Source organism: Streptomyces sp. NBC_00271 (genome assembly GCF_036178845.1).
Taxonomy (GTDB): domain Bacteria; phylum Actinomycetota; class Actinomycetes; order Streptomycetales; family Streptomycetaceae; genus Streptomyces.
On record NZ_CP108070.1, the window covers coordinates 7,009,086 to 7,030,512 of the forward strand.

General features: G+C 70.5%; 20 protein-coding genes. 14 read left to right on the top strand and 6 right to left on the bottom strand.

Annotated elements, in window-relative coordinates:
• The first annotated feature begins 170 nt into the window (after nucleotides 1–170).
• The 7 genes from OG798_RS32040 (at nucleotide 171) to OG798_RS32070 (ending at nucleotide 9,465) form a co-directional block, all read left to right on the top strand.
• Complete coding sequence (locus OG798_RS32040) at nucleotides 171–1,481, top strand: extracellular solute-binding protein (protein ID WP_328758073.1); 1,311 nt, start codon at nucleotides 171–173, stop codon at nucleotides 1,479–1,481.
• A gap of 9 nt (nucleotides 1,482–1,490) precedes the next feature.
• Nucleotides 1,491–2,507 (top strand): carbohydrate ABC transporter permease, encoded by a 1,017-nt coding sequence (locus OG798_RS32045; protein WP_435863953.1) that lies wholly within the window; start codon nucleotides 1,491–1,493, stop codon nucleotides 2,505–2,507.
• Between the two features lie 113 nt (nucleotides 2,508–2,620).
• Complete coding sequence (locus OG798_RS32050) at nucleotides 2,621–3,385, top strand: carbohydrate ABC transporter permease (protein ID WP_388542980.1); 765 nt, start codon at nucleotides 2,621–2,623, stop codon at nucleotides 3,383–3,385.
• A gap of 42 nt (nucleotides 3,386–3,427) precedes the next feature.
• A complete protein-coding gene (locus OG798_RS32055; protein WP_328758074.1) occupies nucleotides 3,428–5,653 on the top strand; it encodes a beta-glucosidase in 2,226 nt (741 codons plus the stop codon).
• A gap of 112 nt (nucleotides 5,654–5,765) precedes the next feature.
• Nucleotides 5,766–6,827, top strand: a complete 1,062-nt coding sequence (locus OG798_RS32060) for a LacI family DNA-binding transcriptional regulator (RefSeq protein ID WP_097225054.1) — start codon at nucleotides 5,766–5,768, stop codon at nucleotides 6,825–6,827.
• Nucleotides 6,828–6,914: 87 nt separating this feature from the next.
• The gene (locus OG798_RS32065; protein WP_267062617.1) at nucleotides 6,915–8,270 is read left to right on the top strand and encodes an endo-1,4-beta-xylanase; all 1,356 of its coding nucleotides are present in this window, start codon (nucleotides 6,915–6,917) and stop codon (nucleotides 8,268–8,270) included.
• A gap of 202 nt (nucleotides 8,271–8,472) precedes the next feature.
• Nucleotides 8,473–9,465, top strand: a complete 993-nt coding sequence (locus OG798_RS32070; RefSeq protein WP_095857847.1) for an LCP family protein — start codon at nucleotides 8,473–8,475, stop codon at nucleotides 9,463–9,465.
• On the opposite strand, the gene OG798_RS32075 is transcribed toward OG798_RS32070, so the two are convergent.
• Nucleotides 9,458–10,063 (bottom strand): class I SAM-dependent methyltransferase, encoded by a 606-nt coding sequence (locus OG798_RS32075; RefSeq protein ID WP_095853067.1) that lies wholly within the window; start codon nucleotides 10,061–10,063, stop codon nucleotides 9,458–9,460. The two genes, OG798_RS32070 and OG798_RS32075, sit on opposite strands and share 8 nt — an antisense overlap.
• A 158-nt stretch (nucleotides 10,064–10,221) precedes the next feature.
• Between OG798_RS32075 and OG798_RS32080 the strand changes: the two genes are divergently transcribed.
• Together OG798_RS32080 and OG798_RS32085 are read left to right on the top strand one after the other, a co-directional pair.
• On the top strand, nucleotides 10,222–10,578 hold the full coding sequence (locus OG798_RS32080) for a YciI family protein (protein WP_060901481.1): 357 nt from the start codon (nucleotides 10,222–10,224) through the stop codon (nucleotides 10,576–10,578).
• Nucleotides 10,579–10,623: 45 nt separating this feature from the next.
• Nucleotides 10,624–11,931: an RNA polymerase sigma factor gene (locus OG798_RS32085; RefSeq protein WP_373561035.1), complete on the top strand. Its 1,308-nt coding sequence runs from the start codon at nucleotides 10,624–10,626 to the stop codon at nucleotides 11,929–11,931.
• A 258-nt stretch (nucleotides 11,932–12,189) separates the two neighbouring features.
• Here OG798_RS32085 and OG798_RS32090 read toward each other — a convergent pair whose 3' ends face one another.
• A complete protein-coding gene (locus OG798_RS32090; protein ID WP_121415316.1) occupies nucleotides 12,190–13,377 on the bottom strand; it encodes a THUMP-like domain-containing protein in 1,188 nt (395 codons plus the stop codon).
• 110 nt (nucleotides 13,378–13,487) lie between these two features.
• Here OG798_RS32090 and OG798_RS32095 point away from each other — a divergent pair, with 110 nt between their 5' ends.
• From OG798_RS32095 to groL, 4 genes are all read left to right on the top strand, one after another.
• Complete coding sequence (locus OG798_RS32095) at nucleotides 13,488–14,417, top strand: polysaccharide deacetylase family protein (RefSeq protein WP_328758075.1); 930 nt, start codon at nucleotides 13,488–13,490, stop codon at nucleotides 14,415–14,417.
• On the top strand, nucleotides 14,414–15,193 hold the full coding sequence (locus tag OG798_RS32100) for a polysaccharide deacetylase family protein (RefSeq protein ID WP_328758076.1): 780 nt from the start codon (nucleotides 14,414–14,416) through the stop codon (nucleotides 15,191–15,193). Before OG798_RS32095 ends, OG798_RS32100 begins: the two co-directional genes overlap by 4 nt.
• Nucleotides 15,194–15,511: 318 nt before the next feature.
• A complete protein-coding gene (groES, locus tag OG798_RS32105) occupies nucleotides 15,512–15,820 on the top strand; it encodes a co-chaperone GroES (RefSeq protein WP_060901476.1) in 309 nt (102 codons plus the stop codon).
• A gap of 129 nt (nucleotides 15,821–15,949) precedes the next feature.
• Nucleotides 15,950–17,572, top strand: a complete 1,623-nt coding sequence (gene groL, locus OG798_RS32110; protein ID WP_328758077.1) for a chaperonin GroEL — start codon at nucleotides 15,950–15,952, stop codon at nucleotides 17,570–17,572.
• 99 nt (nucleotides 17,573–17,671) lie between these two features.
• Here the strand turns inward: groL and OG798_RS32115 are convergent, their stop codons facing one another.
• The 3 genes from OG798_RS32115 to OG798_RS32125 form a co-directional block, all read right to left on the bottom strand.
• A complete protein-coding gene (locus OG798_RS32115) occupies nucleotides 17,672–18,379 on the bottom strand; it encodes an ester cyclase (protein ID WP_095857845.1) in 708 nt (235 codons plus the stop codon).
• Nucleotides 18,380–18,462: 83 nt separating this feature from the next.
• Nucleotides 18,463–19,236 (bottom strand): SDR family NAD(P)-dependent oxidoreductase, encoded by a 774-nt coding sequence (locus OG798_RS32120; protein WP_095853063.1) that lies wholly within the window; start codon nucleotides 19,234–19,236, stop codon nucleotides 18,463–18,465.
• Between the two features lie 118 nt (nucleotides 19,237–19,354).
• Nucleotides 19,355–20,023: an MOSC domain-containing protein gene (locus tag OG798_RS32125; RefSeq protein ID WP_095853062.1), complete on the bottom strand. Its 669-nt coding sequence runs from the start codon at nucleotides 20,021–20,023 to the stop codon at nucleotides 19,355–19,357.
• A gap of 79 nt (nucleotides 20,024–20,102) precedes the next feature.
• Between OG798_RS32125 and OG798_RS32130 the strand changes: the two genes are divergently transcribed.
• Nucleotides 20,103–20,999, top strand: a complete 897-nt coding sequence (locus OG798_RS32130) for a LysR family transcriptional regulator (protein ID WP_097225050.1) — start codon at nucleotides 20,103–20,105, stop codon at nucleotides 20,997–20,999.
• 66 nt (nucleotides 21,000–21,065) lie between these two features.
• On the opposite strand, the gene OG798_RS32135 is transcribed toward OG798_RS32130, so the two are convergent.
• Complete coding sequence (locus OG798_RS32135; RefSeq protein ID WP_095853060.1) at nucleotides 21,066–21,398, bottom strand: WhiB family transcriptional regulator; 333 nt, start codon at nucleotides 21,396–21,398, stop codon at nucleotides 21,066–21,068.
• Between the last annotated feature and the right edge of the window lie 29 nt (nucleotides 21,399–21,427).

Sequence of the window (21,427 nt, forward strand, 5' to 3'; positions counted from 1 at the left end):
GGCGCGGGGCTGTGTCATCAGCGGCTCCGCCGCGGGGCGCGACCAGCCCCCACCGGCCCGCACATCGAGAACTGCCGATATTTGTCAGGGGCGTTGACACGGCTGTCCCGCACCCGTAACTTCCGGCGCACTCGGCCGATAATTATCGGCCCCCTTCCGGAAGGTGTGCGATGCGAGCGTTGGCCAACACCTACACCTCTTTCTCCCGCCGGAGGTTCCTGGCGGCGTCCGCGGCGACCGGACTGGGCGCGGCCGCCCTGAGTGCGTGCGGTTCCTCCGACGGCGGGAGCAGTTCGGGCAAGACCACGATCGAGTGGTGGAACATCACCACCACCCAGCCCGCGAAGAAGCTGTGGGCCCAGCGCGCCAAGGACTTCGAGGCCGCGCACCCGGACGTGAAGGTCAAGGTCGTCACGCTGGAGAACGAGGCGTACAAGTCGAAGATGACCGCGCTGACCACCTCCGGGAAGCTTCCGGACGTCTTCCACACCTGGGGCGGCGGGGTCCTCAAGCAGCAGATCGACGCGGGTCTGGTCGAGGACCTGTCCGACAAGACCGCTTCCTGGACGAAGGACTATGTGCCCGCCTCGCTGGCGGCCTACCAGTTCGACAAGAAGACGTACGCGGTCCCGTTCGACATCGGCATGGTCGGCTTCTGGTACAACAAGGCGCTCTTCAAGAAGGCCAAGATCGACACCCCGCCCACCACCTGGTCCGGCTACCTCGACGCCATCAGGGCACTCAAGAGCGCCGGGATCACGCCCATCGCGCTGGCCGGCAAGGAGAAGTGGCCCGGCATGTACTACTGGGCGTATCTGTCGATGCGCGTCGCCGGGCTGGAGGCGATGCAGAAGGCGGCCACCGACGCCGACTTCACCGGCGAGGGGTTCGTCACGGCCGGCCAGCACCTCAAGGACCTCGTCGCGCTCGAACCCTTCCAGAAGGGTTTCCTCGGCGGGGCCTACTCCGACCCCAACGGTGAGGCGGCCCTGATGGGCAACGGCAAGGCGGCCATGGAACTGATGGGCCAGTGGGCGCCGACCGTCGAGAAGGACTCGGGCAAGGGCATCGGCGACGACCTGGGCTTCTTCTCCTTTCCCTCCGTGGAGGGCGGAAAGGGCGCGCTCACCGAGGTGTTCGGCGGGGGCGGCGGCCACGCGGTGCGCAAGGGGGCGCCGGACGCGGCGGTGGAGTTCCTGAAGTTCTTCGCGGAGAAGGAGTTCGCCGAGACCCTCGTCAAGGAGACCGGCCTGATACCGGTGTCCAAGGACGCGCGCCCCGCGCTGACCGACCCCAACCTCACCGCCGTGTCGGACGCCCTGAACAACGCCACCGGCTTCCAGCTCTACCTCGACCAGGCGTACGCCCCCGCCGTCGGCCAGGAGATCAACGACAGCGTCGCCGCGCTCATCGCCGGCTCCAAGTCGCCCGAGCAGGTCACGCGTTCGGTGACCCAGGTCGCCAAGAGCGAGAAGAGCTAGCGGCCGGCGATGACGCACTCGACCTCGACCTCGACCGCGTCGACGTATGGGCCCGATCTCGGCAAGTCGACCGGCGCGACGGCCGTTTCACCGGGCGGGGGTCCCCGCCGTCCCGCCCTGCGGCGCGTGCGCGACTGGTTCGCGGCCTTCGTCTTCACCATCCCGGCGCTCGCCCTGTTCGGGATGCTCGTCCTCCTGCCGATGGGCTACGCCTTCTACGTCAGCTTCTTCAACTGGGGCGGGTTCGGATCGCCCACCGACTCCGTGGGGTTCGACAACTACACCCGGCTCTTCCAGGACCCGGTGTTCCTCGGGGACCTGTGGCGCGGCGTCCTGCTCGTCGCCTTCTCCCTCGTCCTCCAGCTGCCGTTCGCGCTCGCCATGGCCGTGCTGCTCAACCAGAGACTGCGCGGCCGGGCCGTCTACCGGATGCTGTTCTTCGCGCCGTACATCCTGTCCGAGGTCATCACCGGCGTGCTGTTCAGCATGATCTTCGCGCCGGGCGACGGACTCGCCGACAAGGTCCTCGGCGCGGTCGGTCTCGACGGCCTGGGCGGGCTCTGGTTCGCGGGCCAGAACACCGTCCTGCCCACCCTCTTCCTGGTCATGACCTGGAAGTACTTCGGCTTCCACATGATGCTCTACCTGGCAGGCCTCCAGGGCATCCCGGCGGAGCTGCACGAGGCGGCACGCATCGACGGCGCCGGCAACTGGCAGCGCTTCCGCCACGTCACGCTCCCGCTGCTCGCGCCGACCCTGCGGATCAGCGTGTTCCTGTCCGTGATCGGCGCCATCCAGCTCTTCGACCTGGTGTGGGTGATCTCCGCGGGCGGCCCCGACCACCACTCCGAAACCATGGTCGTCAGCATGTTCCAGTACGGCTTCAAGCGCTACCAGATGGGCTACGCCAGCGCGATCAGCGTGGCGATGTTCCTGATCAGCCTCGTCTTCGCCCTCGCCTACCAGCGTTTCGTGCTGCGCCGCGACACAGAAGGAGCCATCACCACCATGCGAGCAGGCCGATGAGCGCGGTCGTGAAGGGCACCGTCCCCAAGAACACGGTCCCGAAGAGTGTCGTACGCCGTCGCAGGCTGCGCACGCTGCCCGTGTACGTGATCCTGTGGCTGGTCGGCGCGGTCATGGTGACCCCACTGCTGTACGCCCTCATCTCCGGCTTCAAGTCCACCGACCAGCTCTCCAGCAACACCTTCGGCCTTCCCCACCCCTGGGTGACCTCGAACTACACCTCGCTGCTCGGCTCGGGACCGTTCTGGCGGTCCGTCGGCAGCAGCACCCTCATCGCGGTCGCCACCGCCCTGCTGACCGTGGGGGCGTCGGCGCTCGCCGCCTACGCGCTCGCCCGGTTCGCCTTCCGGGGCAGGGAAGTGCTCTTCACCGTCTTCACGATGGGGCTGATGTTCCCCTTCGCGGTGGCGATCCTGCCGCTGTTCATCCTGCTGCGCACCTTCGGGCTGCTGGACAACCCGTGGGGCGTGATCCTGCCCCAGGCCGCCTTCGGCCTGCCCATGACGATCGTCATCCTGCGCGGCTTCTTCCGGGAGATCCCCGGCGAACTGGAGGAGGCGGCCACCCTCGACGGCTGCTCCTCGTTCGGCTTCTTCTGGCGCATCCTGCTGCCGCTGGCCCGCCCGGCGCTCGGCACCGTCTCCGTCCTCGCCATCGTGGGCAGCTGGAACAACTTCCTGCTCCCCCTGCTCGTCTTCAGCGAACCCACCTGGTGGACCGTCCCCGTCGGCATCCAGCAGTTCCAGGGCCAGTACGCCGCCGACGTGGCCCGCATCTTCGCGTACCTGGTCCTCGCCATGGCGCCCGCCCTGGCCTTCTACGCGGTCGCCGAACGACAGCTGATCGGCGGCATCACGCTTGGCGCGACCAAGGGCTGAACACCAGCCCCTCCAGATGCCCCTGTGGATGTGAGGAGTTACATGACCGACCCCTGGCAGGACACCGCTCTGCCCGCAGGCGTCCGCGCCGCCGATCTGCTCGCCCGTATGACCACGGAAGAGAAAGTCGCCCAGCTCTACAGCGTCTGGCCCGGCTCGAACCAGACCCCGGGCGGGGACATGGCGCCGATGCAGCACGCCCTGTCCGAGGACATCGACCTGACGCGGCTGCTCCCGCACGGGCTCGGCCAGCTGACCCGCCCCTTCGGCACCGCACCGGTCGACCCGGCCGAGGGTGCCGCCCGTCTTGCCGCCCTCCAAGAGCGCATCCGATCCGCGAACCGCTTCCGGCTGCCGGCGCTCGCCCACGAGGAGTGCCTCACCGGGTTCACGGCCTGGCAGGCGACGGTCTTCCCGACCCCGCTCGCCTGGGGCGCGAGCTTCGATCCGGCCCTGGTGAAGGAGATGGCGGCGGCGATCGGCGCCTCGATGCGCTCGGTCGGCGTCCACCAGGGCCTCGCCCCGGTCCTCGACGTCGTACGGGATCCCCGTTGGGGCCGTACGGAGGAGTCGATCGGCGAGGACCCCTACCTCGTGGCGACCGTCGGCACCGCCTACGTCCAGGGCCTGGAGTCGGCGGGCGTCGTCGCCACCCTCAAGCACTTCGCCGGCTACTCGGCCTCCCGCGGCGCCCGCAACCACGCGCCCGCCTCGCTCGGCCCGCGCGAACTGGCGGACGTCATCCTGCCGCCGTTCGAAATGGCCGTACGGGAGGGCGGCGCGCGGTCGGTGATGGCCTCGTACAACGACCTCGACGGGCTGCCCGCCCACGCGCACCGCCGACTGCTCACCGAACTCCTGCGGGAGGAGTGGCGGTTCACCGGCACGGTCGTGGCCGACTACTTCGGGGTGACCCTCCTGGAGTCCGCGCACGGGCTCACCGACTCGCCCGCGGGGGCGGCCGCGCTCGCGCTCGCGGCGGGCGTGGACGTCGAGCTGCCCGCCGTGCGCTGCTACGGCGCCGGGCCCCTCGACGAGGAGTTCGTGGACCGGGCCGCGCTGCGGGTGCTGACGCAGAAGTGCGAACTGGGGCTGCTGGATCCGGACTGGGCACCGCCCGCCGACTCCGCTTCCGCCGATCTCGATCCGCCGCACATGCGGGCGCTGGCCCGGCAGCTGGCGGAGGAGTCGGTCGTCCTGCTGGCCAACGGGGGTACGTTGCCGCTGGCGTCCGGGGTGCGGCGGATCGCCGTGCTCGGTCCGCTCGCCGACGATCCCGCGGCCATGCTCGGCTGCTACACCTTCCCCCGCCATGTCCTCCTCGACCACCCCGAGGTCGAGATGGGGGTGGACGTGCCGACGCTGCTGGAGGCGCTGCGCGCCGAGCTGCCGGACGTGGAGTTCACCGACGATCCGGTGGCCGCTGACGTGTGTGTGGTCGCGGTCGGCGACCGCTCGGGGCTGTTCGGGCGGGGCACCTCGGGCGAGGGATGCGACGTGGCCGATCTCGAACTGCCCGAGGGGCAGGGGGAGCTGGTCGACAAGACGCTGGCCTCCGGGACACCGGTCGTGCTGGTGCTGCTGTCGGGGCGGCCGTACGCGCTCGGGCGCTGGGCGGACCGGTGCGCGGCGGTGGTGCAGGCGTTCTTCGCGGGACAGGAGGGGGGTCCCGCGGTGGCCGGGGTGCTGTCCGGGCGGGTGAACCCGTCGGGGCGGCTCCCGGTGAGCGTGCCGCGCGAGCGGGCCGGGCAGCCGTGGACGTATCTCGCGCCGCCGCTCGGACTGCGCAGCGGGGCCAGCAACCTCGACCCGACGCCGCTGTTCCCGTTCGGACACGGGCTGTCCTACACGACCTACGACTGGCAGGCGCCGTCGGTCGACGACACCGCGTTCCCGACGGACGGCGAGACGACCCTGCGGCTGACCGTCCGCAACACCGGGGAGCGGGCCGGTACCGAGGTCGTGCAGCTCTATCTTCACGACCCCGTCGGCAAGGTGGCGCGGCCGGTGGCCCGGCTGGTGGGCTACGCGCGGGTGCCGCTGGAGGCGGGCGCGTCGGCGGAGGTCCACTTCACGGTCCCGGCGGACCTGGCCGCGTACACCGGGCCGGACGGCGACCGGATCGTCGAACCGGGCGCGCTGGAGCTGCGGCTGGGGGCGTCCAGTGCCGAGGGCGAGGTGCGGTACGCGGTGCCGGTGACGCTGACCGGGCCCGAGCGGGTGGTGGGCCGGGAGCGGCGGATGCGGTGCGAGGTGCGCGTGAAGTGAGCCGTCGGTCCCCGCGACGGCCGAATGTTTCCCGCCAGTCTCCGAATGTTACGGACTTTACTGAGGTCGGAGAGGGGTCGCCCGGCGTGCACCCGGGGTTACGATCGCGCCCATGAATCCCGCGAAGCCCGTGGAGAGTCGGATGGCGGACCGTTCCTCGGGGACCGCGACCCTCGCCGAGATCGCCCGCGAGGCCGGCGTCTCCGCTCCGACTGTTTCGAAGGTGCTCAACGGCCGGGCCGATGTCGCCCCGGCCACCCGCACCCGGGTCGAGGAGCTGCTGCGCGCTTACGGCTACCGGCGCCGCCGGGCCGAGGCGACCCGCTCGCCCCTCATCGACGTGGTCTTCCACGAGCTGGAGAGCGCCTGGGCGATGGAGGTGATCCGGGGCGTCGAGAACGTGGCGCGGGAGGAGGGGCTGAGCGTCGTCCTCTCGGAGAGCGCGGGACGGCTGACCCCCGGGAGGACCTGGGCCGACCAGGTCGCCGCCCGTCGCCCGCACGGTGTGATCCTCGTTCTGTCCCGGCTGGACGAGTCCCAGCGCGCGCTGCTGACCAGCAGGTCCATCCCGTTCGTGGTGATGGACCCGGCGGGCGACCCCGGCGACGACGTGCCGTCCATCGGCGCCACCAACTGGCACGGCGGGCTGGCCGCGACCCGCCATCTCGTCGACCTGGGGCACCGGCGGATCGGCGCGATCAGCGGGCCCTCGCGGATGATGTGCAGCCGTGCGCGCGTCGACGGATACCGGGCGGCGCTGGAGACGGCGGGACTGCCGGTGGACCCTGGGCTGATCAGAGTCGGGAACTTCCACCACGAGGACGGCTACCGGCTGGGCCTCGACCTGCTGCGCCGCCCCGACCGCCCGACGGCCGTCTTCACCGGCAACGACCTCCAGGCGCTCGGCCTGTACGAGGCCGCCCGCGAGCTGGGGCTGCGCATCCCGGAGGACCTGAGCGTCGTGGGGTTCGACGATCTGCCGGTGGCACGCTGGGTCGGGCCGCCGCTGACGACCGTACGACAGCCGCTGACGGAGATGGCGGAGGCGGCGGCCAAGTTGGTGCTGGAGCTGGGGCGCGAGGAGCGGCCGGCGGCGGGGACCAGGGTGGAGCTGGCGACGAGTCTGGTGGTGCGCAGCAGTACGGGGGCGCCTCCGGCGGTCGGACTGGCGTGAAGTGGACGTATTGACGTGTGGGGCATCCCGCCCCACACTCCTCCGAAGCCAATCGGTTGCAAGACCGAAACTTTCGGAGGCACCCGCATGAGATCTCTGAGAACAGGCTTATCCCTGGGGTCCGTCCTCACCGGCATCGCCGCCCTCGGCGCCCTGCTGGTCGCGGCCCCCGCCGCCCACGCGGCCGACACCCCGCTGCGCGACCTCGCCGCCGCCAAGGGCAAGGTCATCGGCACCGCCGTCACCGGGTCCAAGCTGACGGGGGCGTACGGCGACATCGCCGGGGCCCAGTTCAACTCGCTCACTCCTGGCAACGCCATGAAGTGGGAGACCGTCGAGCCCACCCGGGGCACCTACAGCTGGGCCGAGGCCGACCAGATCGTGGCCTTCGCACAGGCCCACAACCAGCAGGTGCGCGGCCACACGCTGGTCTGGCACAGCCAGAACCCGAGCTGGCTGACGAACGGCACCTGGACGTCCGCCCAGCTCAGCGCCCTCCTCCAGGACCACATCAGCACCGAGGTCACCCGCTACAAGGGCAAGTTGGCCGCCTGGGACGTGGTGAACGAGCCCTTCAACGAGGACGGCACCTACCGCTCGACCCTCTGGTACAACGGCCTCGGCTCCGACTACATCGCCCAGGCCCTGACCTGGGCGCACGCGGCCGACCCGAGCGCCAAGCTCTACATCAACGACTACAACGTCGAAGGCGTCAACGCCAAGAGCACCGCCCTCTACAACCTGGTCAAGTCGCTGAAGGCGCGCGGCGTCCCGATCGACGGGGTCGGCCTCCAGGCCCACCTCATCCTCGGCCAGGTGCCGTCCACGCTCCAGCAGAACATCCAGCGCTTCGCCGACCTCGGCGTCGACGTGGCGATCACGGAGCTGGACATCCGTATGCAACTCCCCTCCGACAGCACGAAGCTGGCGCAGCAGGCCGCCGACTACAAGGCCGTGTTCGACGCGTGCGTGGCGGTGTCCCGGTGCTACGGCGTCACCGTCTGGGGATTCACCGACTCCGACTCCTGGATCCCGGACGTCTTCTCCGGCTACGGCGCGGCGACCCCGTACGACGAGAACTACGTGCCGAAACCGGCGTACTACGCGATCGCCGGCTCGCTGGGCGGGACCACGACACCACCGCCCACGGGTGCCTGCACGGCGACGTACAGCGTCCAGAGCCAGTGGAACACTGGGTTCACGGGGCAGGTGAGGATCGCCTGTTCCGGGGCCGCGCTGTCGTCGTGGAAGGTGAACTGGACGTACGGCGCGGGCCAGCGGATCACCCAGGCCTGGAACGCCGACTGCACCCAGTCCGGTGCGGCGGTGACGTGCGCGAACGCCTCCTACAACGGAACGGTACCGAACGGCGGATCAGTGACGTTCGGGTTCAACGCCTCATGGAGCGGAAGCAATCCGGTGCCCACGGTGACGCTGGGCTGAGGGCGGCGTGAGAAGTCTGAGATTTTCCGAAGGAAACCCCAGAAGAGGTTCCTGCTCGTAATAATTCGGACTTACGTTCCTCCGCGTGACTGCAGAAGAGGAGCGCGGGGGCGGACATGGGGCCGGGCGCGGGGACGGGAACGGGGTCGAGAGCGGGGACGGGAACGAGGGCGCCGCGAGACGTGCCGGACGGCGGAGAGGTCTGCTGAAAGCCGCCGGCGTCACGCTCGCCGGCGTCCTCGTGCTCTCCGCGGCGGGGGCGGGCTGGGTCTACTGGCATCTGAACCAGAACATCAAGAGCGTGGACATCAACAGCGCGCTGGGCGACGACCGTCCGGCGAAGGCGGTGTCGGCACCGTCCGCGTCCGCGTCGGCCGCCCCGCTGCCGAGCGGCGCCGTGAACATCCTGGTCCTCGGCTCGGACTCGCGCAGCGGGACGGCGAACGCCACGCTCGGGGGCGGTGACAGCTCGGGCGCCCGCTCCGACACGGCGATGGTCGTCCACATCGACGAGGGCCGCACCGAGGCGACGGTGGTGAGCATCCCCCGGGACACCCTGGTGACCCGCCCGTCGTGCCCGACCTCGTCCGGCGGGGCGACCTCGGTGGCGTACGACGCGATGTTCAACAGCGCGTACTCGGTGGGCGGTCCGGTCTGCGCGGTGAAGACCGTCGAGTCCCTCACCGACGTCCGCATGGACCACTACATCGAGATCGACTTCTCCGGCTTCGCGAAGCTGGTGGACGCGCTCGGCGGCGTCACGGTCACGACGGACCAGAACATCGACGACGACAAGAGCCATCTGCACCTGAAGGCGGGCACGCACCACCTGGGCGGCACCCAGGCCCTGGCCCTGGCCCGCACCCGGCACGGCATAGGCGACGGCAGCGACCTCGGCCGCATAGGCCTCCAGCAGAAGCTGGTGAAGGCACTGCTGGAACAGATGGCGTCGACGTCCCTGCTGACCGACCCCGCCAAGCTCTACAAGGTCGCCGACGCCGTCACCGGCAGTCTGACGACGGACACGGGGCTCGACTCGCTGGGCGAACTGATGAAGCTCGGCCAGAGTCTGAAGTCCCTCTCCTCCGACAAGGTCAAGACGGTCACCATGCCGGTGGTGACGGCCCCGTCGAACCCCAACCGGGTGGTGGCCGACGAGCCGGAGGCGAGCGACCTGTGGGCATCGCTCAAGTGACTTGGTCGACCCCGCCGACCCGGTACGTCAACAGATAACGCCAGTAGAGGAGTTGGCGGACGCGAGAGCCGGGCAGCAGGCGGTCCGCCTCGCTCCGGACGTCCGCCAGCGACATCCGCGGCTCGCGCACCGGCGCCCGCAGGGGCACGGCTTCGCTTCCGCGCAGCCGCTCACCCATCGCCACCCCCGCCCGTGCCACGGCGTTGGCGGGCACGGCGGCGAGGTCCCACCAGGTGATTCCCGCGTAGCAGCCCAGCACCAGCAGCACCCCGCCGGGCGCGAGCGCCTCCCGGAACCTGGTCACCGTGCCGAACGGCATGTGGTGCAGGCTCGCCAGACAGGTGATGACGTCGTAGTGCCCCTTCGGCAGCCCGGCGGAGGCCACGTCCGTCTGCCGGAACCGTGGTCCACCCCCGATCCGCCGCGCCGCGGCGATCACCTCGGCCGACGGATCGACGGCATCGACCTCGTACCCCCGCGCCGCGAGCCGCCGCGCGAATCGGCCGGTGCCACAGCCGACGTCGAGGGCGATACGCCCGTGCTTCGGCAACTTCCGCAGCAGCATCCGGTGGTAGTGATCGTTGTGGTCGAAGGGCATACGAGGACCTTGCCCACACCAACCCCGCGGCAGCGCCCGGCGAGAAAGTTCAAAGAATTTCGGGGACGGTGTCGAAACCGGTGTCTCCCGTTCGACGCACGGGTGAGAGGCAGGGGAGAAGCCCCGCCTCCGAGGCACCACGGACACGAGGAGTCACCATGCCGCGCTACCTGTCGCTGGTCCAGATCGATGAGAGCACCGCGCCCGCCGAGGGCCCGAGCCCGGAGCTGATGCAGCGGATGGGCGAGCTGATCGAGGAGATCACCAAGGCCGGGGTCATGCTCGACACCGCCGGGCTGACGCCGTCCGCCCAGGGCAAGCGGGTGCACTGGTCGGGCGGGCAGCTGTCCGTCACCGACGGGCCCTTCACCGAGTCCAAGGAGGTCGTCGGCGGCTACGCGCTCATGCAGTGCAAGGACATGGCCGAGGCCCTGGAGTGGACCAAGCGGTTCCTGAAGGTGCACGAGGAGCACTGGACGGTGACCTGCGAGGTGCGAGAGATCGCCGAGGGCTGAGCGGTTCCTTGGCCTGCGGCCGCCGCGGGTGTCTGATGGTGGGTTGTGGAAGAGCAGCAGCCCGCCGTCACGCCCGTCACACCGCCGGACCCGTCCGGGGCCACCAGAGGTGCCGTCGAAGCCGTCGAGACGATCTTCCGGATCGAGTCGCCCCGCATCATCGCGGGCGTCTCCCGCATCGTCCGCGACGTCGGCATCGCCGAGGAGCTCGCGCAGGACGCCCTGGTCGCGGCGCTGGAGCAGTGGCCCCGGGACGGCGTCCCGGACAACCCGGGCGCCTGGCTGACGACCACGGCCAAGCGTCGTGCGATCGATCTCGTACGCCGCCGGGAGCAGTACGCACGCAAGCTGGCGGAGGTGGGGCGGGACCTCTCGGTGACCGCCCCGCACCACCTCGACGAACCCTCCGACCCGGACGACATCGACGACGACCTGCTGCGGCTCGTCTTCACCGCCTGCCACCCCGTCCTCTCCGCCGAGGCCCGCATCGCCCTCACCCTGCGCCTGGTCGGCGGTCTGACCACCCCCGAGATCGCCCGTGCCTTCCTCGCCCCGGAGGCGACCGTCGCCCAGCGCATCGTGCGCGCCAAGCGGACCCTGGCGACGAAGGGCGTCCCCTTCGAGGTCCCCTACGGCCCGGACCGCGAGGCCCGCCTCGGGTCCGTGCTCGAGGTCATCTACCTGGTCTTCAACGAGGGATACGCGGCCACGGCGGGCGATGACCTGCTGCGCCCCGCGCTGTGCGAGGACGCGCTGCGACTGGCCCGCGTGCTGGCCGAGTTGATGCCCAAGGAGCCCGAAGTGCACGGGCTGGTGTCCCTGTTGGAACTCCAGGAGTCCCGCGCCGCCGCCCGCACCGGCCCCTCGGGCGAGCCCGTCCTCCTCAAGGACCAGAGCCGGCGCCGCTGGAACCGTCTGCTGATCCGCCGCGGCTTCGCCGCCCTCGGCCGGGCGAGCGCCGTCACCACCGGACCCCCTGGCCCGTACGCCCTCCAGGCCGCCATCGCCGCCTGCCACGCCCAGGCGTACGCGTACGAGGACACGGACTGGGGACGGATCGCCACCCTGTACGGGCTGCTGGCGACCCGTTCCCCGTCTCCCGTGGTCGAGTTGAACCGCGCCGTCGCCGTCTCCATGGCCGAGGGCCCCGCCCCGGCGCTGGAGATCGTCGACCGGCTGGCCGGCGAACCGGCCCTGCGCGACTACCACCTGCTGCCCAGCGTCCGCGGCGACCTGCTGGCCCGCCTCGGCCGCACGAAGGAGGCCCGCGCGGAGTTCGAACGAGCCGCGGGCCTGGCCCGCAACGAACGCGAACGCGAGCTGCTGGAGACGAGGGCGCGAGACTGTCGCTAGGGCCTGTCCGGCGGATCATGCCGGAGACGCGGGGTCTGGCACGCCCTCCCCCAAGCTCTTCGAGCAGGGGGTACCCCCAGCGGCGTTGTCGTCGGTTGCCGACTCCCCCGAGCTCTCGGCTTCGCTCGAGCAGGGGGGACCCCCATCGCGTCGACGCCATCCTCCGCCTTGCAGCTGCACGCACCAGACCCCGCTCACCTGCACTTATGAGGCGCCGTTACTTTCCTCCGACCTGATCCGCCGGACAGGCCCTAGGTCCTAGGAGGCGTGCCGCTGGGCCGGGTGGCCGAGCAGCATCGTCGGTGCCCCCGCGACCCTGGTCAGGAAGACGGTGGCCGAGTGGGGGCCGTGCGACTTGGGCAGGGCCTTCTTGCGGAGTTCCTCCGGCTCGACCGCCGACCCCCGCTTCTTCACCGTCAGTACCCCGACCCCTCGCTCCCGCAGCAGCGCCTTCAACTTCTTCACGTTGAAGGGAAGTCGGTCGGTGATCTCGTAGGCGGCGGCGTACGGCGTCGGGCGCAGTTCGTCCGCGGTGATGTACGCGATCGTCTCGTCGACCAGGCCGCCGTCGACCTGCTCGGCGACCTCGGCGACCAGATGGGCGCGGATGACGGCGCCGTCGGGCTCGTACAGGTAGCGCCCGACCGCTCGCACCGCGGGGTCGGGCAGGCCGCGGCCGCGCAGCTCGCGCGGGCCGGGCAGCAGGGTGGCCCGCACCAGCCCCGGCTCGGTGCCGAACCACAGCACCGCCTCCTTCACGTCACCGGCGTCCGAGATCCACTCGGCCTCGGCCTCGGCGGGGACCGCCTCGTGGGGGATGCCCGGGGCGATCTTCAGGGCGGCGAGCGGGGCCTTCAGAGCCGTCGCGATCGCCCAGGAGAGCGGGGGCGAGTACGCCTCCGGATCGAAGATCCGGCCGCGTCCGCCGCGCCGCGCCGGGTCCACGAAGACCGCGTCGTACGCCTGCGTGTCGACCTCCGTGACATCGGCCTCGCGCACCTCGATCAGCTCGGCGAGCCCGAGCGCCTCGGCGTTCGCGCGCGCCACCGCCACCGTCAGCGGGTCGCGGTCGACGGCGAGGACGCGGATCCCGGCACGGGCCAGCGCGATCGCGTCGCCGCCGATGCCGGAGCACAGGTCGGCGACCGAGCGCACGCCCAGGGACCGCAGCCGCCGCGCGCGATGGGTGGCGACCGTGGTGCGCGTCGACTGCTCGACCCCGTTCGGGGTGAAGTACATCCGCTCCGCGTCCTCGGCGCCGAACTTCGCCGCCGCCCGCTGCCGTAGCCGCGCCTGCCCGAGTGCGGCCGACACCAGTTCGGCCGGGTGGTCGCGGCGCAGCCGGGTGGCGACGGCCAGCTCCTGGGCCGGTTCGGTGCCGCGCACCTCGTCGAGCAGGGCGTGGCCCTCGGGGGTGAGGAGAGAGGCGAAGGAGACGTCGTTCACCGGCCCATTGTCGGTCAGCGCGGGTGGGTGTGGGCCAGTCGGTGGACGGTGCGCCCCCGGTCGCGGTGTCGGAGCTCTGGACGGGTGGTGGCCTGCGAGGATCCGACACCATGCGATCAGTACGACAAAAGTACAAAAACAACGCAAAGAGGGCACGCGCGTGGAGCGGGGTGGCCGTCCTCGCCGTCGCCGCCCTCGCGTCCGGTTGCGCCGACGACGACACCAACGGCGCCCGTCCCGTCGAGGGACCCCAGCAGGCGCTGCACGCGCCCCCGGCCCGCGCCCTCGACTCCTACGCCGCCAGACTCCGTGCGCAGCAGGCCGCCAGGGCCGTCGCGGCCAAGCACTGGGGGCTCACGAAGGTCCCGTTGGCCGCGCCGCCGGCCCCGGCACGGAAGCCGGTCATCGGACCCCGCGACGGCTTCGAGGTCACCGATCAGGAAGAGCTCGACCTGCCGCCGGTCTTCACGACCGTGCCCACCAAGGACAAGGTCGTCTTCCTCACCATCGACGACGGCTCCGAGAAGGACCCGGCGTTCCTCAGGATGATGAGCGACCTGAAGATCCCGTACACCGCCTTCCTGAGCAACTACCTGGTCAAGGACGACTACGGGTACTTCCGGAAGATGCGCGACCGGGGTGTCACCCTCAACAACCACACCCTCACCCACCCCTACCTGCCGGGGCTGTCGTACGAGGAGCAGCGGCACGAGATCTGCGGCATGCAGGACATCATGGAGAAGCAGTTCGGCAAGCGTCCCAAGGTCTTCAGGCCGCCCTACGGCAACTACAACCGGGACACCCTTCGTGCCGCCAAGTCCTGTGGCATCAAGTACGCGCCCATCTGGGACGAGGAGGTCTTCGTCGACCACTGGGAGTACCGCGACTGGGACCGCGACCTGCACCCCGGCGACATCGTCCTCACCCACTTCCGCGGCAGGGAGGACTGGGACGGCACCATGCCCGACATGATCCGCCGCTTCCTGAAGCTGGTCACCGACAAGGGGTACGCGGTGGCACGGCTGGAGGACTACCTGTGAGAGCGCGGGCTCTGGTCGCGGGGGCGCTCACCGCGGCCCTCCTGACCGGCTGCACCGGCTGTGCCCAGTCCGTCGACCCGATCGAACGGCTGGGCAAGAAGGCCGCGCAGGAGGTGCGCAGGTCCAGACCGAACGGGCCGACCCCGGCGACGTACCGGCACTGGGGGCTGCCCACCCCGCTCGCCGCCGCGCCGCGCCGGCCCGCCCGGCCCGCCCTCCATGGCGCGGCGCCCGGGCTCGCCCCCGTCGTGGACCGCGTACCCACCCGCGACAAGGTGGTCTTCCTGACGTACGACGACGGTGCCGAGCGCGATCCGCGGTTCGTCGACATGGTCCGTGAACTGCGGCTGCCGGTCACCATGTTCCTCACGGACAGTGTCGTCGGGCCGGGGTACGGGCACTTCGCCCAGCTGCGGACGGTCGGCGCGAGCGTGCAGAACCACACCCTCCACCACGCCTCGCTGCGTGGACTGCCGTACGCGGGCCAGCGGGCCGAGATCTGCGGCCAGCAGGAGAAGCTCAAGGCCCGCTTCGGCGTCCGCCCTCGGCTCTTCCGTCCCCCCTACGGCACCTACGACACCACCACGCTGCACGCCGCCGCCGACTGCGGGGTCACGGCCGTGGTCCTCGGCCGGGAGCCCGACGCCCACCGCCTGCGACCGGGTGACATCCTCTCCGGCTTCGAGGAGCCCAACCTCACGGAGGCGACGGTCAGACTCCTGCGACGCATCCAGGCGGAGGGCTTCACCCCGGCGCGCCTGGAGAACTACCTCTGACCATTCGACTTGGGGGGCATCGATCAGCCCGTCCGGAGTTTGAGGACGAGGCCGTTCAGGCCGATAAGGGGGGTCTGGGGGCGCAGCCCCCAGGGGTACGCCGACACGCACGCCGGGTGCCCAAAACCCCACGCCACGCCGGAGCCTTTGGCACTCCGCTTGACCGAGTGCTAATCGCGGTCATAGTCTCGGCCCTGGCACTCCCCACTGGAGAGTGCCAATAGCGACGGGCAGGTCCGGCACCCGCGACGACGGATCCACCTGGTCGCCACCTCAGACAGTTAACCCCGTGAGATCTCCGAAGGGGGAGGTCGGATCGTGACGACCACCAGCTCCAAGGTTGCCATCAAGCCGCTCGAGGACCGTGTTGTGGTCCAGCCGCTGGACGCCGAGCAGACCACGGCTTCCGGCCTGGTCATCCCGGACACCGCGAAGGAGAAGCCCCAGGAGGGCGTCGTCCTCGCCGTGGGCCCGGGCCGCTTCGAGAACGGCGAGCGCCTGCCGCTCGACGTCAGCACCGGCGACATCGTGCTGTACAGCAAGTACGGCGGCACCGAGGTGAAGTACAACGGCGAGGAGTACCTCGTCCTCTCGGCTCGCGACGTGCTCGCGATCATCGAGAAGTAGTTCACCGAGCTTCACCGTTCCACCCAGTTTTGCAGTGAACTGCGCCCCTGGCCCCCGCGACCATAACCAGCCGGGCGTCGGGGGCGCGGTTCGTTCACCCCAGTTTTCCGAGAGGGCTGAATCGCTCCCATGGCGAAGATCCTGAAGTTCGACGAGGACGCCCGTCGCGCCCTCGAGCGCGGCGTCAACAAGCTTGCCGACACGGTCAAGGTGACGATCGGCCCCAAGGGCCGCAACGTCGTCATCGACAAGAAGTTCGGCGCACCCACCATCACCAACGACGGTGTCACCATCGCCCGCGAGGTCGAGCTCGACGACCCGTACGAGAACCTCGGCGCCCAGCTGGTGAAGGAGGTGGCGACCAAGACCAACGACATCGCGGGTGACGGTACGACCACCGCCACCGTGCTGGCCCAGGCGCTCGTCCGCGAGGGCCTGAAGAACGTCGCCGCGGGTGCCTCCCCGGCGCTGCTGAAGAAGGGCATCGACGCGGCCGTCAAGGCGGTCTCGGACGAGCTCCTCGCCACCGCGCGCCCGATCGAGGAGAAGTCCGACATCGCGGCCGTCGCCGCGCTGTCCGCCCAGGACCCGCAGGTCGGCGAGCTCATCGCCGAGGCGATGGACAAGGTCGGCAAGGACGGTGTCATCACCGTCGAGGAGTCCAACACCTTCGGCCTGGAGCTCGACTTCACCGAGGGCATGGCCTTCGACAAGGGCTACCTGTCGCCGTACATGGTGTCCGACCAGGAGCGTATGGAGGCCGTCCTCGACGACCCGTACATCCTCATCCACCAGGGCAAGATCAGCTCCATCCAGGACCTGCTGCCGCTGCTGGAGAAGGTCATCCAGTCCAACGCCTCCCGGCCGCTGCTGATCATCGCCGAGGACGTCGAGGGCGAGGCCCTGTCGACCCTGGTCGTGAACAAGATCCGCGGCACGTTCAACGCCGTCGCCGTGAAGGCCCCCGGCTTCGGTGACCGCCGCAAGGCCATGCTCGGCGACATCGCCACCCTCACCGGTGGTCAGGTCATCGCCGAGGAGGTCGGCCTCAAGCTCGACCAGGTCGGTCTGGACGTGCTGGGCAGCGCCCGCCGCGTGACCGTCACCAAGGACGACACCACCATCGTCGACGGTGGCGGCAACTCCGAGGAGGTCCTCGGCCGGGTCAACCAGATCAAGGCCGAGATCGAGAACACCGACTCCGACTGGGACCGCGAGAAGCTCCAGGAGCGCCTCGCGAAGCTGGCCGGCGGCGTGTGCGTGATCAAGGTCGGCGCCGCCACCGAGGTCGAGCTCAAGGAGAAGAAGCACCGTCTGGAGGACGCCATCTCCGCGACCCGCGCCGCGGTCGAGGAGGGCATCGTCTCCGGTGGTGGCTCCGCGCTCGTCCACGCCGTGAAGATCCTCGAGGGCAACCTCGACAAGACCGGCGACGAGGCCACGGGTGTCGCGGTCGTCCGCAAGGCCGCCGTCGAGCCGCTGCGCTGGATCGCCGAGAACGCCGGCCTGGAGGGTTACGTCATCACCTCCAAGGTCGCCGAGCTCGACAAGGGCCAGGGCTTCAACGCGGCCACCGGCGAGTACGGCGACCTGGTCAAGTCCGGTGTCATCGACCCGGTCAAGGTCACCCGCTCCGCCCTGGAGAACGCCGCCTCCATCGCCTCCCTGCTCCTCACGACCGAGACCCTGGTCGTCGAGAAGCCGGCCGAGGAAGAGGCCGACGCCGGTCACGGCCACGGGCACTCCCACTGAGTCTCGTACTCCCGAAGAAGCCCCCGTTCCGCACGGAACGGGGGCTTCTCCCGTACGCGGCACCATCGACCACCGACTACCGCGCCACCGACCACCGCACTACTGCTCCAGCGCGTCCAGCGCCCCCAGCTGAGCCAACAGCCCCAGCCGGTCGTACTGCCACCAGCCCTCGGCGATCTTCCCGTCCTCCCGGCAGCGGAAGACGGTCGTGCCGGTCATGGTGACCTGCTTCCCGGTCGCCGGGATCCCCATGAAGTCGCCCTTGTGGGTGCCGTTCCAGGCCCACCGGGTGCAGACCCGGTCGCCCTGGGTGAGCTGGTCCTCGACGGTGAACGTGAAGTCGAAACCGCCGCGCCACATCTCGATCTCGCGCCGCATCGCGTCGAGGCCGATGGTGTCCTGCTCGTTGGCGGGATCGTGGTCGTGGTAGCTCTCCACCATCAGACCGTTGAGCGGCGGCAGTTCACCCGGGCCGGCCAACGTCTCGAAGAACCTGCGGATGTTGGCCGCGAACAACTGCTCGTCCCGCACCACGTCCAGATCGGTGAACGTCGGCAGCCCGTCGCAGAGCGCCACCATCTCCTGGAAGATCCTGTCGGTCTCGGGGAGGTGCGAGTTCCGCATCGCCTCCTCGAACGAGGGGAACTCCACGATCTCTATGAAGTGGGTCGCGTCGGAGCGGTCCTTGCCGATCACACTGTGCGTCGCGGTCCGCTTGCCCCTGGTCCTCTCGACCCATGTGTCCATCAGCTGGTTCATCTCGTCGAACCGGCTGGTCCTGCAATCGATGAGCTGTACGAATGTCATGGCGTCGCCTCCGGCCCCCTGGGTCCGGTTGAACACCCTCAGTTTCCCACCGGAGGGACGACACCACCCACTGAGCGGCGGCCTTACTGGGGGCCGTACTTCCGGCCCGTCTTCGACGTGATCCCGCCCAGCAGTCCGCGCGGCGCCACCTTCACCAGGCCCATCAGCGCCTTGTAGCGGGGGTCGGGGACGGACAGCGACTTGCCGCGGGCCAGGTCGGCGAGCGCCGCCGCGACCAGCTTGTCCGCATCCAGCCACATCCAGTTCGGGATGTTGTCCGTGCCCATCCCGGCCCGCTGGTGGAACTCGGTGCGGACGAAGCCGGGGGCCAGCGCCATCAGCCGTACGCCGCTGCCCGCCAGATCCCGCGCCGCGCCCTGCGTGAACTGCACGACCCACGCTTTGGACGCCCCGTACGTACCCCGCGGCACGAACGCGGCCACCGACGCGACGTTGACGACTCCGCCCCGGCCGCGCTCCCGCATGGCCTCGGTCGCCGCCGACGTCAACCGCAGCACCGCCTCGCAGTGCACCTTGAGCATCGTCAGCTCGTCGGCCATCGACACCTCGAGATAGTGGCCCTTGTTGCCGAAGCCCGCGTTGTTGATCAGCAGGTCGACCGGGTTCTTGCGGTCGGAGAGGCGGGCGGCCACCGCCTCGATGCCCTCGTCCGTCGCCAGGTCGGCGGTCAGCACCTCCGCCTCGATGCCGTGCCGGTCGTGCAGTTCGGTCGCCTGCTCGCCCAGCCGCTTGGTGTCGCGCGCCACCAGCACGAGGTTGTGCCCGTCAGCCGCCAGCCGCCGCGCGAAGGCGGCGCCGATGCCCGCGGTCGATCCCGTAATCAGAGCCGTTGTCATGGCCCAAGGCTAGTGACCTGACCAGGCCCGCCGCGCGCCCGCCACCCAACGCCCACCTTGCTCCACGAGTTCCCCGCACACCCCGGACGCCCCCATCCCGCGCCCCCGCTTCGAGCGGCTAGCCGCTGTGCCGCGCCACGTACTTCTTCGCCATCTCCAGCAACTCCGGGTGCAGCGCGTCGCCCGCGGCCAACACCCTTGTCAGCAGCGCCCGTTCGGTCGTCTCGGCACGGAAGGCGAAGGCGACCGTCACCTCGTGGTCGGGCCGGTGCACGACCTCGATCGGGTCGCCCGCCCGGATCTCGCCCGGCTCGATCACCCGCAGATAGGCACCGGGCGCGCCCTTCTGGGTGAACCGCTTCACCCAGCGCTGCTCACCGACGTGCCCCTGGAACGTACGGCAGGGGATGCGCCCGCTGGTGACTTCGAGGACCACCTCGGAGCCGACGCGCCAGCGCTCGCCGATCCGCGCGCCGGACACGTCGAGCCCCTGAGTCGTCAGGTTCTCGCCGAACGCGCCGCTCGCCAGCGGCCGGCCGAGCTCGCGCCCCCAGTCGTCGAGGTCCTCGCGGGCGACCGCGTACACCGCCTGGTCGTTCCCGCCGTGATGGCGCAGGTCGCACACCGCGTCCCCGGCGAGGCCGCTCGCGCCGACCCCCTTGGGCCCGGGTGCCGTCACCCGCACAGGCCCGTCCACCGGTCGCTTGTCGATGCCGGTCACGCCCTCGGGGTGGTCCGTGTACGGAACGGCCCGAGGGCGGGCGATGTTCAAGGACAGAAGCTTCATGACAGCACGCTAGGCGATGAGGGCCAAAGCCGCGACGCAATATTCGTCGCCGTACCCAAGGATCACTTATGCTCGAAAGGTGATCGAGGCCCGTCATCTCCGTGTCCTGCGCGCCGTCGCCGCCACCGGCTCCTTCTCGGCGGCGGGACGTGAACTGGGCTGCACCCAGCCCGCCGTCAGCCAGCAGATGAAGGCGCTCGAATCGTCCGTCGGCACCCCGCTGCTCGTCCGCACCGGCCGCGAGATGCGCCTCACCCAGGCGGGCGAGGCGCTCGTCCGGCACGCGGCGGGCATCATCGCGGGCCTGACCGCGGCCGAGGAGGAGGTCGCCGCGATCGCGGGCCTGCGCGCGGGCCGGGTCCGGCTCGTCTCCTTTCCCAGCGGCAGTTCCACGCTCGTCCCCACGGCCCTCGCCGCGCTGCGCGCCGCGCATCCCGGCACCCGGGTCTCCCTGGAGGAGGCCGAGCCGCCGGAGTCCGTCGAGAAGCTCCGGGCCGGGGACTGCGACATCGCCCTCGCGTTCCGCTACGAGGGAGCCGCGGGTGCCGAGGAGTGGGACGACCTGGTCGTACGGCCCCTGCTGCGGGACCGGCTCGTCGGGCTGGTCCCCGAGAGGCACCGGCTCGCGCGAGCCGGGTCGGTCGCGATCGCCGAACTCGCCGAGGAGCCCTGGATCGCGGGCTGCCCACGCTGCCGCGGACAGCTGGTGGAGGTCTGCCGTGCCGCGGGCTTCGTGCCCCGCATCGACTTCGCCACCGACGACTACCCGGCCGTGGTCGGGCTGGTCGGCGCGGGCCTCGGGGTCGCGGTCCTGCCGGAGCTCGCGATCGAGTCCGTACGCCCCAAGGGCGCACGCACCGTGACGGTGGAGCCGCCCGTGCGGCGCGAGATCGTCGCGCTCACCCTGCCGGACCTGGCACAGGTGCCGGCGGTGGCGGCGACGCTCGACCAACTGGCGCGGGCCGCGAGCCGCTGACGCCGCCAAAAAGCATGGGCACGCGTGCGCGTGCCCGACGGTGGACTGAAAAGCAGAAACGTTCCTTCAGTTGTTCGAAGCGGGATCGCCGCTCCCGTTGGTCGAGGCCGCCACCAGCCGGTTGCGCGCCCGTCCCATGAGTTCCTCGCGCTCGTCCTCGGTCAGGCCGCCCCATACGCCGTACGGTTCGCGCACCGCCAGGGCGTGCGCAGCGCACTGGGCGCGAACCGGGCAACGCATGCAGACCTCTTTGGCCGAGTTCTCGCGAGCGCTCCGTGCCGCACCACGCTCGCCCTCCGGGTGGAAGAAGAGCGAGCTGTCGACCCCGCGGCAGGCCGCGAGGAGCTGCCAGTCCCAGAGGTCCGCGTTCGGACCGGGAAGGCGGGAGAAATCTGCCATTGCTTTGTCCCCTTGTTGCCGTTCTGGGC

Bases quoted from the DNA above. Each gene is read 5' to 3' on its own strand.
- OG798_RS32055 (WP_328758074.1), top strand. From the start codon at position 3,428: ATGACCGACCCCTGGCAGGACACCGCTCTGCCCGCAGGCGTCCGCGCC.
- OG798_RS32075 (WP_095853067.1), bottom strand. From the start codon at position 10,063: ATGCCCTTCGACCACAACGATCACTACCACCGGATGCTGCTGCGGAAG.
- OG798_RS32045 (WP_435863953.1), top strand. From the start codon at position 1,491: ATGACGCACTCGACCTCGACCTCGACCGCGTCGACGTATGGGCCCGAT.
- OG798_RS32125 (WP_095853062.1), bottom strand. From the start codon at position 20,023: ATGAAGCTTCTGTCCTTGAACATCGCCCGCCCTCGGGCCGTTCCGTAC.
- OG798_RS32115 (WP_095857845.1), bottom strand. From the start codon at position 18,379: ATGACATTCGTACAGCTCATCGATTGCAGGACCAGCCGGTTCGACGAG.
- OG798_RS32040 (WP_328758073.1), top strand. From the start codon at position 171: ATGCGAGCGTTGGCCAACACCTACACCTCTTTCTCCCGCCGGAGGTTC.
- OG798_RS32080 (WP_060901481.1), top strand. From the start codon at position 10,222: ATGCCGCGCTACCTGTCGCTGGTCCAGATCGATGAGAGCACCGCGCCC.
- OG798_RS32095 (WP_328758075.1), top strand. From the start codon at position 13,488: ATGCGATCAGTACGACAAAAGTACAAAAACAACGCAAAGAGGGCACGC.
- OG798_RS32135 (WP_095853060.1), bottom strand. From the start codon at position 21,398: ATGGCAGATTTCTCCCGCCTTCCCGGTCCGAACGCGGACCTCTGGGAC.
- OG798_RS32050 (WP_388542980.1), top strand. From the start codon at position 2,621: ATGGTGACCCCACTGCTGTACGCCCTCATCTCCGGCTTCAAGTCCACC.
- OG798_RS32120 (WP_095853063.1), bottom strand. From the start codon at position 19,236: ATGACAACGGCTCTGATTACGGGATCGACCGCGGGCATCGGCGCCGCC.
- OG798_RS32065 (WP_267062617.1), top strand. From the start codon at position 6,915: ATGAGATCTCTGAGAACAGGCTTATCCCTGGGGTCCGTCCTCACCGGC.
- OG798_RS32060 (WP_097225054.1), top strand. From the start codon at position 5,766: ATGAATCCCGCGAAGCCCGTGGAGAGTCGGATGGCGGACCGTTCCTCG.
- groL (WP_328758077.1), top strand. From the start codon at position 15,950: ATGGCGAAGATCCTGAAGTTCGACGAGGACGCCCGTCGCGCCCTCGAG.